We start from the raw sequence: 12,871 nt of genomic DNA on the forward strand, positions 1-12,871 counted from the left end.
TCATCACCCGCCAATTCTAACTAAGGTAAAATCGCCATTCTCTTCTCCTAAGATAGCAAGATTTGCCTTAATAGATTTTAGTTTTTGTCTAAGATAAGAAATATAGATGAAGACATAACCTTCATCAATTTCAGGATCATCATCTTTTGCCCAAACATGCTGAAAAATTTCTTTGGTTGATAAAGATTTATTAGGATTAAGCATAAAAAAAGCCATCAATTTTGATTCTTTTCCTGCTAAACGAATAGAATTGCCTGACACCATTTCTTGCTGGGCAAGATCAAGTTTGACACTGCCAAAAGTTAAAACTTTATCCGTAAAACGATCCAGACGCCGTTCTAAGGAAGCCAAGCGCGCTAAAAGTTCCTTTAAAGAAATAGGCTTGGTTAAATAATCATCAGCACCTGCCTCTAAACCAGTTACTTTATCTTCAATTTCCGACATAGCTGTCAACATAATAGCATGCGTATGATCCCCACTGGCACGAATCTCACGCAAAGCTTCCAAGCCGGTTTTAATTGGCATCATGATATCTAAAATAAAAACATCATAAGCATTTTCATGTGCTTTTTCGATAGCATCTTGTCCATTATAAACTTGATCAACTTGATAACCTTGATGCTTTAAAGCTGCTGTGTAAACACGCGACAACTGCTCTTCGTCTTCTGCTAGTAAAATCGTTAAAGACATTTATTCACCACTTCCTACAATCAAATTTCGGATGGTCTGCATAGAGAGATCACAAGAAGCTAACTCATCCGCACAGCGCTTTAATTCTTTAGCAATGCGCTCTGGGTTCTTGATATCGTGTTTGTATTTCATCTGGTGCTCCAAACTAGCCCAAGAATCCATAGCTATAGTTCTCAACTGAACTTCGACAAAATATTTTCCCGGTTGCTGTCCCAAGCAATCCTCAAATGGCGTTTTTATTTCTAAAATCAAATGATAAGAACGATAACCATTAGGTTTAGCATTGTAAATATAATCTTTTTCATTATAGACATTGACGCCATCTAAAGTTTTAAGGATAGCAACCATTTTATAAATATCATCAACAAAACCACAGACAATACGAATGCCAATCGCATCACGAATTTCTTTTAGAGCTGACTGCGCCGTTAGAGGCAGCTGTTTACGCTGACATTTCTCAATCATACTCTCATTGGTCTTTATACGTGCAAGAAAATGTTCAAACAGTTTAAAACCAGTATCTTTTTTTACGCGTTGATTTTCGTCTTGAATTTTTTGGCTGAAATGCTCTAAAATCTGAGACAAATAAGCTTGATATTTCCCATAGATCGTTTCTTGTGACATAATTCATCCTTCTTACATGCTTGTTCTATTATAACATAGAAGATTAAAGAATTCTTATTTTGCCAAATGGTATGAGAAGTTCCAAGCCATAATGAGGTCACAAACAAACTAAATAACGATGAAGTCAGCAAGGCATCGTTTTGATTTTTGAAGAGTATTAACTGGTTGCCATAACCACAAAAAGCCTAGCATTATCTGCATGGTAGGCTTTTTGTGGTTTAATCAGTCATTAGCGTTTTCTAAAAAAGCTGGTTTTTTTGACATATCTTATTCCCCATAATAAAAGAAGAGAGACAATAAAACTAATTACAGCAGCAGCTGAGAAGATGATCTTACTGGCAAATTCGCTTACTTGAATGGCCTTATAACCGCTTAAAACCATCAAAAGCAAAAACACGACAGTAAAGATAACTTGACTAGTAACTGTAGCAGCAGAACTTTCTTGTGCATTTGCCTCTCTAGCTTCTTTAATGAAATAATAATTCAGACCAGCTGTACAAAGCGTTATAATTAAAAAGCAAACCTGAACAAGCAGGGGAGATTTAAAAATAGCTTGTGTCAAAACCATAATTAACAAACAAATAGCAATAAGCTGTGCTGTTAAAAGTCTCAATAACTTCAGTTTCTGACTTTTCTTTCTAGACATATCTTTCTCCTCACCTAAAATAATATTCATATAGTTGGCTGTACAATACAATACAGCATTAGGCTTTCCTTATTAATAACATAAAGATATTCTTAGTATAACAGAAAATATCCTCTAACGGAGTCAAAAATCCTAAATGGTAGTAATTTTGTCCTAAACGGTAAAAAGACACAGAAATTGTGCCTTTTTACTAACTTATTTTACTGCTGCAAGGGCAGCGTCATAGTTGGGATGATTAGTCATTTCATCCAAATATTCAAGATAGGTAATCTTATTATCTTCATCAAGAACAAAAACAGCACGTCCAAGCAGATGGAGTTCATTAATCAATAAACCATAAGCCTTTCCAAACGAATAATCATAGTAATCTGACAAGGTTATGGCATCATTCAAACCAGCTGCACCGCACCAGCGTGCTTGTGCAAATGGCAAATCAACTGATACAGTGATGACAACAGTATTATCAGCATCTGATAACTCCTGATTAAAACGACGTGTTTGTGCATCACAAACGCCTGTATCAATAGATGGCACAACGCTAATCACTTTTTTCTGACCAGCAAAATCTGCCAAAGTTTTTTTAGACAAATCGGTATCTGTCAGAGAAAAATCAGGTGCTGTATCACCAACCTGCAATTTCTTACCAGCAAGTGTCACCGTATTTCCATTAAAAGTTGTCATAAAATAATCTCCTTTTCTCTACTAGCTCTTATTGTAGGATATTTTCTCCTTTTAATCTAATGATTTGATTGGAAAAATGATTTTAAATATTAATAGAACAAGATAAATAAAATTCACACTTTATTTAGAAATAATAAAAAAGCAGCCAAAAATAACAATAAAAATATGTTTATTTTTTGACCACTCTTTAAACTCATCAAGCCACTTCTTCTGTAAATTGACTATTATAGAGATCGGCATAGAAGCCATTTTCTGCCATCAATTGGTCATGGCTGCCTTGTTCAATAATATTACCATCTCTCATGACAAGAATAAGATCAGCATTGCGAATAGTTGACAGACGATGGGCAATAACGAATGATGTCCGCCCCTCCATCAAATGATCCATAGCCCTTTGAATAAGTTCTTCCGTACGAGTATCAACAGAGGAAGTTGCTTCATCAAGTATCAGAAGCGGTGCATCTTTAAGGAGAGCACGTGCAATGGTCAAGAGTTGTTTTTGACCGACTGATAAGGTGACCGAATCATCTAAAACAGTATCATAACCCTTAGGTAAAGTCTTGATGAAATGATGAACACCAACTGCCTTAGCTGCTGCAATCACTTGCTCATCAATAATATGTTTTTGATTATAAATCAGATTTTCCTTAACTGTACCTTCAAAGAGCCAAGTATCTTGGAGTACCATGGCAAAAGCATCATGCACTTCTTCTCGTGTCATATCATGGATATTAACTCCATCAATAGAAATCATCCCTCTATCAACCTCATAGAAACGCATAAGTAAGTTAACAATCGTTGTCTTACCCGCACCAGTCGGTCCCACAATAGCAATTTTTTGACCAGCCTTAGCATGAGCCGAGAAATCATGAATAATAGTTTTATCAGGACTATAACCAAAGAAAACATTGTCAAAATTAACATTTCCTTCAACTTTTTCAAGTTGTTTAACTTTATGGTTTTCGTCTTCTATTTCTTCCTCATCAAGAAATTCAAAGACACGTCCCATAGCAGCATTAGCTGATTGCAATTGAGTGATTCCTTGAGCAATCTGCGCAATGGGCTGAGTAAAAATACGGACGTAAGTCATAAAGGCAACAATCGTTCCCATAGTAATATCGCCGTTAATAGCCATGGTAGCACCGACAATACAGACCATGACATACCCAAAATTTCCGATGAATTGCATAAGGGGCATCATAATTCCAGAAAAGAATTGTGATTTCCACATACTTGCAAATAATTGGTCATTCAAGTTTTCAAACTGCTTCTTGCTTTGCTGAATCGCATTGTAACTAGAAACCACATTATGACCTGAATAGACCTCTTCAACATAACCGCTGACATCGGCTAGATTAGCTTGTTGCTTTTTAAAAAGCGGCTGGCTCTTGGCCATGATAACAGTGGATAACACAAAACCAGCAAAAACAGACAAAATAGCGGTCGCTGCAAGAGCTCCATTGGTTTTAATCATCATGAAAATAGAGCCAATCAGGAGAATTATAGCTGCTACCATTGAAACTAAACTTTGGTTGAAAGACTGTGTCATTAAATCCACATCATTGGTCACTCGAGACAAGGTATCTCCTTGTGAATGGCTATCAAAATATTTGAGCGGTACCTTATTGATTTTATCTGCAATGGCATTGCGCAGACGTTGCGAAAACTTTTGAATCAAAGTGGACACAATAAAGCTAGCAGTATAAGAAACCAAAGCACCAGCAAAGTATAAGAGAGCCAAGGTTAGAGCAATCTCACCGATTTTATCTAAATCAATTTTTCCTGCCAGCCCTTTGGTCATGGTATCTGTCATCTCTTTCAGCCGGTCAGGTCCAATAACAGTAATCGTACTTGAAACGATAGTAAAAATGACAGCAAGTCCAAATAAAGCCTTATAGCCTTTAAGGTAAGGAGCCATTTGGCTTAATAATGATTTCTTCTTATTTTCCATTTTCTAACTCCTCCTTAGATAGTTGTGAATAAGCAATTTCTTGATAAATATCGTTATTAGCCAGTAATTCCTTGTGTGTTCCTTGACCAACAACCTTTCCTTGATCTAAGACTAAAATATGATCAGCATCCATAATAGTTGAAATACGTTGGGCGACAATCAGCTTAGTCATGTCTTTGGTTTTCTTTGCCAAATCATTTCGCAGAATGCGATCCGTCTTATAATCAAGAGCTGAGAAGGAGTCATCAAAAATAAGAATTTCTGGTTTGCGTGCAAGTGCACGGGCAATAGCTAAGCGCTGCTTTTGACCGCCAGAGAAGTTGGTACCGCCTTGAGCTACCTCGGTATCCAGACCCTTTTCTTTTTCTTCAACAAAGTTTTTGGCTTGGGCTAGTTCAAGAGCCTCCCAAATTTTAGCATCATCAAGCGGCGCTTGATCGCTTTGCCCAAATGCAATATTAGAACGAATGGTCCCACTAAAAAGCACTGCCCTTTGCGGAATATAGCCGACTTTATTGTTGAGGTCATCATGGCTGTAATCTTGCACTTTGATTCCATCTATCTTAATCCAACCTTCTGTAGCATCATAAAAACGAGGAATCAGATTAACAAGAGTTGATTTTCCTGAGCCAGTGGAACCAATAAAAGCAACTGTCTCACCAGCTTTGGCACTGAAAGACACATGCTCAATAACCGCACGAGAATTTTTACTGTAACGAAACGATACATCATGAAATTCGACTTCTCCTTTTCGAGCATTGTCTGCTTTAGAATATTCTTTGAAGTGTACAGATGAGTTAAGCGCCAATACTTCATTAATTCGTTTGGCAGAAACTAAAGCACGCGGTAAAATGATAAAGACAGCGACCATCATCATAAAACCGACAACAACCTGCATGGCATAAGATGAAAAGACAACCATATCACTAAAAACACTGATACGATCAGCAATAGCTCCTTTAGCAGCTGTCACACTCGTCATAGGAATTTTAATATCATTGAGCAGGTAAGCTCCAATCCAATAAATAGCTAAAGTTAGACCACTGGAAACAACTGTCATGACAGGATTCATTAGCGACATCAGACGATAGACCAATAAATTCAATTTCGTCAGGTTTTTATTTTCCCGCTTAAATTTAGTGTCCTGATAATCTTCTGCATTGTAAGCCCGAACAACACGAACACCAGTCAGAGATTCACGGGTTGTAGAATTTAGAGCATCCGTCAAGCTCTGCACCTGACGCTGTCTTGGAAAAGCGACAAACATCAAAACAGACAGCATAATAAAGACAATTAAAACGGCAACACCGACTGCTCCTGTCCATTCATCGCTTTTACCCCAGATTTTAGTCAAGGCCCAAACAGCCATGATTGGACCGCGTGTCACCACTTGCATTCCCATAACGATCATGATTTGCAACTGTGTCAAATCATTAGTCGTACGCGTTAGAAGGCTGGGAATGGAAAATTTCTTGATTTCCGCCTCTGAATAATCCATAACCCGATTGAAAATATCAGATCGAAGACGGGTCGTAAAGCTAGCAGCTGTTCTTGAAGCTAAAAAACCAACTAGAACGGCCATAAAAAAGCTCCCAAATGAAAACATGAGCATCTTAGATCCCGGATCCATAATATCTGAGGCGGTCGTTCCCTTAGTCTGCAGCAAGGTTGTAATGTTGGACATATATTCGGGCGTCTTCAAATCCATCCAGACAGCCAAACAGATAAAGGCAGTACTAAGGAGAACCATGCCCCATTCTTTAGCATTTAGACGTTTAAAAATTTTAAACATGAATTACTCCTTCTTTTCTAAATTTTGTTTGATTTGTTTAAAAACCTTCCGAGCAACTGATAAGTCTTCCTGACTAATATCTTTTAGAAGCAACTTTTTAAGATCTGTTAAAAAAACAGTTATTTTTCCAGCTTTTTCCTGACCTAATGGCGTTAAAACAATTTGCTTGTATCGTCTGTCTTTTCTGGAAGGAATAACAGAAATAAAACCATTTTTTTCCATTCGTTTAATGAGATTACTGGTCACAGATTTTGAGATATCTAACCTTTTTTCAATATCTTTAATAAAAATTTCCTTTCCTTGATTATCCTTTAAAAACATAACTGTCCATCCCTGAGGTCCGGACAGATGTTCAACACCATGGCTTTTGGATAATTCTTGAATATATCTTTCTGTTGCTGTAATGAGGTTTTTAAATTCACTAAAAGGCTCCTTCATAAAAACACCTCACTTTTTATGAGAATATTATAATAGTTCTCATGAAAACTATTATAATGATTCCTTAAACTATTGTCAAGAAAAAAGTTTCTATGAGAACTAATTTAATTTTTTATAGCTTGATGGTGATAAAGTCACTTTAAACGATTGCTTTTTCGCTGTAGTGAAAGTGCTCAAACCGCTTATAGTTCTATCATGAGGTGTTGGTAAGACCTAGGGGCGCCAAAAAGAATGGAACTCCCTTGAATTTCTAAAATAGTCCGCTGGACTATTCACTTTTCGCCTTCATTACTTAAGAAAAGCCACAACCATAAAAAGAATAATTCATTTCCAAACAAGTCTAATCCTTCTGACTACTTTCTAAGACTGGCTTTATTGAACAAATTTGCTTTTTCCCTATTTTCATGTTACCATATTGAAGAATTACATAAGGATGTTTGGGAGAAGCCATCTATAAAAAAAACCAGCCTATTATTTGGCAGCTCCTATTTTTATATTAGGAGCTTTTTTACTGCTCAAAATTATCCTTAACGAAATTTAAAGGAGTTTTTATGAAACGTCAATCAGCTCTTGTCGTCTTTAGCGGTGGTCAAGATTCAACTACCTGCCTTTTTTGGGCAATGAAGCATTATGAATATGTCGAAACAGTTACCTTTTCCTATGGCCAACGTCACAGTCAAGAATTAGAGGTTGCCAAGGAAATTGCTGCAGAACAAGGCGTGAAACACCATATCCTTGATATGTCTTTACTGGGACAAATAACAGAAAATGCCTTAACTTCTGACATAGCTATAGAAACAAAAGACGGTGAAGTCCCCAATACTTTTGTTGATGGCAGAAATCATCTCTTTCTTTCCTTTGCTGCAGTCCTTGCCAAACAGCGCAAGATAAGAGATATTGTCACCGGAGTCTGTCAAACAGATTTTTCAGGTTATCCTGACTGTCGTGATGTTTTTGTCAAGTCTCTCAATGTTACCTTAAATCTTGCTATGGATTATGAATTCGTCATTCAAACGCCTCTGATGTGGCTAGACAAGGCCGAAACATGGGAATTGGCAGATCAGCTAGGTAAATTTGATTATGTTCGTCAAAAGACTCTGACCTGCTACAATGGAATTCGAGGAACTGGCTGCAGACAATGCCCTGCCTGCCATTTACGTCAAGCTGGACTTGAAAAATATCTTAGTCAGAAAGGAAAAAATTAATGTTCTTAGCGCCAAAAGAAATTAAAAACGAGACAGGAGAATCACTTCTTTATTGTCCCAAACGCGTTCTTGTATCTAAAGAATTCACCTTTAATGCTGCCCACCATCTCTTCAATTATGAAGGGAAATGCAAAGCCTTACATGGACATACTTATCATTTACAAGTTGCTGTCAGTGCTTTTCTTGATGAACGCGGAATGACTTATGATTTTAGAGAGTTGAAAAGGATCTACCAAGAATATTTAGAACCAAAACTAGACCACCGCTACCTTAATGAAAGTCTGCCCTACATGAATACAACTGCTGAAAATATGGTTTATTGGATTTACAAAACAGTCGAGAAAGCTTTAACTGACGAGCGCGGTTTACAAATGGAACATGTTCGCCTTTATGAAACACCCTCAGCTTATGCTGAATTTAGAAGAGAATGGGATTTACAAGCATGAAAAAACAACGTCTGTTAAAGTTACCCGTTTTAGAAATCTTTGGTCCAACTTTTCAAGGAGAAGGCAGGGCCATCGGTCAAAAAACTATGTTTGTTCGTACAGGTGGCTGTGATTATCACTGCGATTGGTGCGATTCTGCCTTTACTTGGGACGGTTCTGAAAAGCCAACTATGATGACCAGTGACCAAATTATTGAAGCATTAGATAAACTTGGTACTTATGATTATGTGACACTCTCTGGCGGCAATCCTTGCCTTCTGGCTGCTAATATGGCCCAGCTCGTTAGGAAACTCAAAAAAAGACAAGTCACTCTTGCTGTCGAAACTCAAGGTTCTCGCTGGCAAGAATGGCTAAAAGCCATTGATCAAGTAACTTTAAGCCCTAAACCGCCGTCCAGCAAAATGAAAGTAAACTTACAAACCCTTGATTTTATCGTATCAAATTTAGATCCACAAAAGGTAACTTACAAAATCCCTATCTTTGACGAAGACGATTTAAAATTCGCCCAAATGATCCAAGGACGCTATCAGCCAGATGTCCTTTATCTGTCTGTTGGAAATCCAGAGCCCAAAGCCAGTGGTGATATTGTCCAAAATCAGCTGAAACGTTTAAAAGAGTTATGGGAACACATTGCTCAAGATGATTCTTGGGGAAATGTCCGCGTCTTACCGCAATTGCATACACTTGTTTATGATAATAAACGTGGTGTCTAGAAAGGAACAAATATGTCACAAAAAGAAATAAAAGACTTAACTCTTTTGGGAAATCAAAAGACCAATTACAACTTTGATTATGATCCCAATATTTTGGAAGCTTTCGATAATCGCCATCAAGATAACGATTATTTTATCAAGTTTAACTGTCCAGAATTTACCTCTCTGTGTCCTATAACGGGGCAGCCTGATTTTGCAACTATCTATCTCTCTTATATTCCAGATAAAAAATGCGTTGAATCCAAATCACTCAAACTTTATCTCTTTAGTTACCGTAACCATGGTGATTTTCATGAGAATTGTATCAATACGATTGGTAAAGATCTCGTCGATCTATTACAGCCTCGTTATCTAGAAGTCTGGGGCAAATTTACACCGCGTGGCGGTATCTCTATTGATCCTTATTATAATTACGGACGCCCAAATACCAAATATGAAGAAATGGCAGCTTATCGTTTGATGAACCACGATCTTTACCCAGAAACAATTGATAATCGTTAAGCTTTTGATTAAAATAATTAGCAATAAATGCCCTTACTGTCTGCATTTGGCATATAAAGCTATAGACCCCCTTTCTCCTTTATATTATAATAAAGACAGAAGGTCACTATGATGAAAAATGAATTGAAAACTTTTCTTAAACCAACTCTTCGTAGAGTGATTGTTATCCTAAGTATCACCTTGCTGCTGTCGGCTTTCTTATACTGGGGACAAAGGGATCGCTTTAATGCCAGAAATGTTTTATGTACTGGAATAATCATTACCGCAATTGCTGGCGCTTGGAATATCTACGATCTTAACTCTCTGTCTCTCATTAAGCGCAGTCTTATTCATTTTTTATTAATGGTCATTACTATTTTACCCACACTTCTATTAAGCGGCTGGTTCCCAATAAAAACTTTCGGTGACATCGTTTTAATGATTGCTATCTTTTTGTTCAGCGGTCTGCTTTGCTGGACAATCGGATACCTTGCTTTTCGAAATAAAAAATAAAGGTCTGGAAACTCACTTCCAGGCCTTATATATATATTTATTGAAGGACTTATTTAAGAAAACCGTAACTTAAGAATACATTGTAAGCTTGTATTCTTAAGTTACTAGTGTTTATACAATTCCTTGTGCTGACATAGCATCTGCAACCTTAAGGAAACCAGCAATGTTGGCACCAACTACGAGGTTGCCTTCTTGGCCAAATGACTTAGCTGCTGCTGCAGAGTTGTCATAGATACCCTTCATAATATCATAAAGTTTACGATCTACTTCTTCGAATGTCCATGCTGTACGTTGGCTATTTTGTGCCATTTCAAGAGCCGATACGGCTACACCGCCAGCATTGGCTGCTTTGGCAGGACCAAACGAGACGCCGGTCTTAAGAAAGACATCAATTGCTTCAAGAGTTGAAGGCATATTAGCTCCTTCAGAAACAGCGATAACCCCATTAGCAACAAGCGTTTTAGCATCTGCTTCATTCAATTCATTTTGAGTAGCACATGGGAAAGCAAGATCTGCTTTGATTGTCCAGATTGAATCACCACCTGCAGGTGTGAAGCTTGCATTTGGACGTGCATCAGCATATTTGATGATACGCGCACGCTGTACTTCTTTAAGCTCTTTAAGAAGAGCAACATCAATACCATCTGGATCGTAAACATAACCAGATGAATCAGAAACAGCCACAACTTTAGCTCCAAGTGTCTGCAATTTTTCAGTAGCATAAATAGCTACATTACCTGAACCTGAAACAATAGCAGTTTTTCCTGCAAAGTCTTGACCACGCGCTTTCAGCATTTGTTCTGCAAAGTAAACTGCACCGTAACCAGTTGCTTCTGTACGGGCAAGTGATCCGCCCCAAGTCAAACCTTTACCAGTAAGGACACCCGTGTATTCATTGCGGAGGCGTTTATATTGACCGTAGAGATAGCCAATTTCACGTCCGCCAACACCAATATCCCCAGCAGGAACATCTGTGTCTGCACCAATATGTTTGCTGAGTTCAGTCATGAAGCTTTGGCAGAAACGCATGATCTCATTATCTGACTTCCCTTTAGGATCAAAGTTTGAGCCGCCTTTACCACCACCAATTGGTTGGCCAGTAAGAGAATTCTTAAAGATTTGTTCAAAACCAAGGAATTTGATAATAGATTGGTTTACTGATGGATGGAAACGAAGGCCGCCTTTGTAAGGTCCGATAGCTGATGAAAATTGCACACGGAAACCGCGGTTAACTTGGACTTGACCCTTATCGTCTACCCAAGGCACACGGAACGAAACAATACGTTCTGGTTCGACCAATCGTTCCAGCAGATTTTCTTCAATATATTTTGGATAGTTATCAAACACTGGAATAAGTGATTCAAATACTTCCTCTACAGCTTGTAAGAATTCTGGTTCATGAGCATTTTGTGCTTTAACTTTTTCAAAAACACTAGCAACATACTCTTTACCTGTTGTCATAATATATTCCTCCGAAAGTTAGTTTCGTAATTTTGATTACGTAGAATATTATAAATTTTCTGAATATTCTTGTCAAGCATTTTCTTATTTTTTGAAACAATTTATTCTTTCATGTTATAAAAAATAACATTCATTAGATTAAAATGTAGCCAAATCTATTTTCAACATAACTTTTTTAGCTCTGCATATTTTGATTCTAATTTCTCCTATTGTAGTTTTCCTAGACTCTTAATGATTTCACACCTTACTCTCTATGTTGACTTTATCAGCAGCGGGTGCCCTTTGTATCTTGATTTTAATTGAACACAGGCTACGGATTGTGGCAAAAAGATGAGTCCTCCTAGAATCTTAATGATTCCGCGTCACACTCCCTATTTTGCCTTTATCCGTTTAACGCCCTTTGTATCTTGATTTAGGTATAGAATTCTATTTTTCTGAAATCATCCACTGGATTATTTCATCTACTGGCAATCTCAAACAGTTTAGAAAACTGCTTGAGATTGAAAGGAAAGTTTCAAAAGAAAAGGTTGGTTTCAATCTAAGATATAATCTTTTTCAAACTTAACGTCAAATTTCTAGAGGTTTGACTTTTGACAAGTTATCTATCATTTTATACAATTAAGAAAACAGTTTAAGGAGTTCATATATGAAATGGTTTACACTTATCTCAGGAGTTTTAACATTTTTAATCGGGATTTGGATTTTTGCTAATCCGCTTGTTGTCACTGCTTCAATTGGTTGGCTGCTAGCGTTAATTATTTTTTTAGTTGGTATTACAGGATTTATTGATTATATGTCTAAATCGCGTGAAGAAAGAACCATCTGGAATCTTTTACAAAGTATCGTTTCTATCATTTTTGGATTCATCCTTCTAACGTCTTCCATCTTTTCTTTAACCACGGCGGTTGTTACCATTGCTGCTTACTGGATTATTTTAATCGGTATTCTAAGACTTATTTCCGGCTATCGTTTGCGTCAGATGGGCTTTCCACAAAGTAATCGGTTCTTTTGGACGGGTAGTTTTGCGCTTTTATTGGGACTCATTCTATTAGGTCAGCCTCTTCTTTCTTCAGCCATTATCGGTCGGTTTGTGGCTCTTCTTTTAATGGCAACAGGTATTTCCAGCTTCCTTGTTTTTCTGCGTTTACTGGAATAAGCATTATCATAAGCACAGCTCCTAAAATCACTGATATAGCAATGATTTTAGGAGTTTTTTTATTTGTTTAAAAAA

14 protein-coding genes are annotated in these 12,871 nt (G+C 37.3%); 6 read left to right on the forward strand and 8 right to left on the reverse strand.

Annotated elements, in window-relative coordinates:
• Window positions 1-3: 3 nt before the first annotated feature.
• The 7 genes from FNL60_RS06045 to FNL60_RS06075 form a co-directional block, all read right to left on the reverse strand.
• A complete protein-coding gene (locus FNL60_RS06045; protein WP_002263646.1) occupies window positions 4-690 on the reverse strand; it encodes a response regulator transcription factor in 687 nt (228 codons plus the stop codon).
• Complete coding sequence (locus FNL60_RS06050) at window positions 691-1,314, reverse strand: GTP pyrophosphokinase (RefSeq protein WP_002264331.1); 624 nt, start codon at window positions 1,312-1,314, stop codon at window positions 691-693.
• Between the two features lie 229 nt (window positions 1,315-1,543).
• Complete coding sequence (locus tag FNL60_RS06055; protein ID WP_025985889.1) at window positions 1,544-1,990, reverse strand: hypothetical protein; 447 nt, start codon at window positions 1,988-1,990, stop codon at window positions 1,544-1,546.
• A 165-nt stretch (window positions 1,991-2,155) separates the two neighbouring features.
• Window positions 2,156-2,641, reverse strand: coding sequence for a thiol peroxidase (gene tpx, locus FNL60_RS06060; protein ID WP_002263295.1), 486 nt, complete (start codon window positions 2,639-2,641; stop codon window positions 2,156-2,158).
• A gap of 196 nt (window positions 2,642-2,837) precedes the next feature.
• Window positions 2,838-4,592: an ABC transporter ATP-binding protein gene (locus FNL60_RS06065; protein ID WP_002280030.1), complete on the reverse strand. Its 1,755-nt coding sequence runs from the start codon at window positions 4,590-4,592 to the stop codon at window positions 2,838-2,840.
• Window positions 4,582-6,384 carry an ABC transporter ATP-binding protein gene (locus FNL60_RS06070; RefSeq protein ID WP_002280031.1) on the reverse strand — a complete coding sequence of 601 codons (1,803 nt, stop codon included), beginning with the start codon at window positions 6,382-6,384 and terminating at the stop codon, window positions 4,582-4,584. Before FNL60_RS06070 ends, FNL60_RS06065 begins: the two co-directional genes overlap by 11 nt.
• A gap of 3 nt (window positions 6,385-6,387) precedes the next feature.
• The gene (locus FNL60_RS06075; protein WP_002263292.1) at window positions 6,388-6,822 is read right to left on the reverse strand and encodes a MarR family winged helix-turn-helix transcriptional regulator; all 435 of its coding nucleotides are present in this window, start codon (window positions 6,820-6,822) and stop codon (window positions 6,388-6,390) included.
• A 551-nt stretch (window positions 6,823-7,373) separates the two neighbouring features.
• Here FNL60_RS06075 and queC point away from each other — a divergent pair.
• From queC to FNL60_RS06100, 5 genes are all read left to right on the forward strand, one after another.
• Window positions 7,374-8,027: a 7-cyano-7-deazaguanine synthase QueC gene (gene queC, locus FNL60_RS06080; RefSeq protein WP_002263291.1), complete on the forward strand. Its 654-nt coding sequence runs from the start codon at window positions 7,374-7,376 to the stop codon at window positions 8,025-8,027.
• A complete protein-coding gene (gene queD / locus FNL60_RS06085; RefSeq protein ID WP_002263290.1) occupies window positions 8,027-8,473 on the forward strand; it encodes a 6-carboxytetrahydropterin synthase QueD in 447 nt (148 codons plus the stop codon). Before queC ends, queD begins: the two co-directional genes overlap by 1 nt.
• On the forward strand, window positions 8,470-9,186 hold the full coding sequence (gene queE / locus FNL60_RS06090; protein ID WP_002263289.1) for a 7-carboxy-7-deazaguanine synthase QueE: 717 nt from the start codon (window positions 8,470-8,472) through the stop codon (window positions 9,184-9,186). The genes queD and queE overlap by 4 nt, the downstream gene beginning before the upstream one ends.
• 12 nt (window positions 9,187-9,198) lie before the next feature.
• Window positions 9,199-9,687 carry a preQ(1) synthase gene (gene queF / locus FNL60_RS06095; protein WP_002280032.1) on the forward strand — a complete coding sequence of 163 codons (489 nt, stop codon included), beginning with the start codon at window positions 9,199-9,201 and terminating at the stop codon, window positions 9,685-9,687.
• A gap of 108 nt (window positions 9,688-9,795) precedes the next feature.
• Window positions 9,796-10,179, forward strand: a complete 384-nt coding sequence (locus tag FNL60_RS06100; RefSeq protein ID WP_002265142.1) for a DUF3021 family protein — start codon at window positions 9,796-9,798, stop codon at window positions 10,177-10,179.
• Between the two features lie 111 nt (window positions 10,180-10,290).
• On the opposite strand, the gene gdhA is transcribed toward FNL60_RS06100, so the two are convergent.
• A complete protein-coding gene (gene gdhA / locus FNL60_RS06105; RefSeq protein ID WP_002280033.1) occupies window positions 10,291-11,640 on the reverse strand; it encodes an NADP-specific glutamate dehydrogenase in 1,350 nt (449 codons plus the stop codon).
• Window positions 11,641-12,286: 646 nt separating this feature from the next.
• On the opposite strand from gdhA, the gene FNL60_RS06110 reads away from it, so the two are divergent.
• Window positions 12,287-12,796 carry a DUF308 domain-containing protein gene (locus tag FNL60_RS06110; protein ID WP_002262901.1) on the forward strand — a complete coding sequence of 170 codons (510 nt, stop codon included), beginning with the start codon at window positions 12,287-12,289 and terminating at the stop codon, window positions 12,794-12,796.
• The last annotated feature ends 75 nt before the right edge of the window (window positions 12,797-12,871 follow it).

The organism is Streptococcus mutans (assembly GCF_006739205.1).
Lineage (GTDB): Bacteria > Bacillota > Bacilli > Lactobacillales > Streptococcaceae > Streptococcus > Streptococcus mutans.

What these genes read in the sequence shown, in the direction of transcription:
- FNL60_RS06050 (WP_002264331.1), bottom strand. Translation starts at nt 1,314, where the DNA reads ATGTCACAAGAAACGATCTATGGGAAATATCAAGCTTATTTGTCTCAG.
- queD (WP_002263290.1), top strand. Translation starts at nt 8,027, where the DNA reads ATGTTCTTAGCGCCAAAAGAAATTAAAAACGAGACAGGAGAATCACTT.
- queE (WP_002263289.1), top strand. Translation starts at nt 8,470, where the DNA reads ATGAAAAAACAACGTCTGTTAAAGTTACCCGTTTTAGAAATCTTTGGT.
- FNL60_RS06075 (WP_002263292.1), bottom strand. Translation starts at nt 6,822, where the DNA reads ATGAAGGAGCCTTTTAGTGAATTTAAAAACCTCATTACAGCAACAGAA.
- FNL60_RS06100 (WP_002265142.1), top strand. Translation starts at nt 9,796, where the DNA reads ATGATGAAAAATGAATTGAAAACTTTTCTTAAACCAACTCTTCGTAGA.
- FNL60_RS06055 (WP_025985889.1), bottom strand. Translation starts at nt 1,990, where the DNA reads ATGAATATTATTTTAGGTGAGGAGAAAGATATGTCTAGAAAGAAAAGT.
- FNL60_RS06110 (WP_002262901.1), top strand. Translation starts at nt 12,287, where the DNA reads ATGAAATGGTTTACACTTATCTCAGGAGTTTTAACATTTTTAATCGGG.
- FNL60_RS06065 (WP_002280030.1), bottom strand. Translation starts at nt 4,592, where the DNA reads ATGGAAAATAAGAAGAAATCATTATTAAGCCAAATGGCTCCTTACCTT.
- tpx (WP_002263295.1), bottom strand. Translation starts at nt 2,641, where the DNA reads ATGACAACTTTTAATGGAAATACGGTGACACTTGCTGGTAAGAAATTG.
- gdhA (WP_002280033.1), bottom strand. Translation starts at nt 11,640, where the DNA reads ATGACAACAGGTAAAGAGTATGTTGCTAGTGTTTTTGAAAAAGTTAAA.
- FNL60_RS06045 (WP_002263646.1), bottom strand. Translation starts at nt 690, where the DNA reads ATGTCTTTAACGATTTTACTAGCAGAAGACGAAGAGCAGTTGTCGCGT.
- queF (WP_002280032.1), top strand. Translation starts at nt 9,199, where the DNA reads ATGTCACAAAAAGAAATAAAAGACTTAACTCTTTTGGGAAATCAAAAG.
- queC (WP_002263291.1), top strand. Translation starts at nt 7,374, where the DNA reads ATGAAACGTCAATCAGCTCTTGTCGTCTTTAGCGGTGGTCAAGATTCA.
- FNL60_RS06070 (WP_002280031.1), bottom strand. Translation starts at nt 6,384, where the DNA reads ATGTTTAAAATTTTTAAACGTCTAAATGCTAAAGAATGGGGCATGGTT.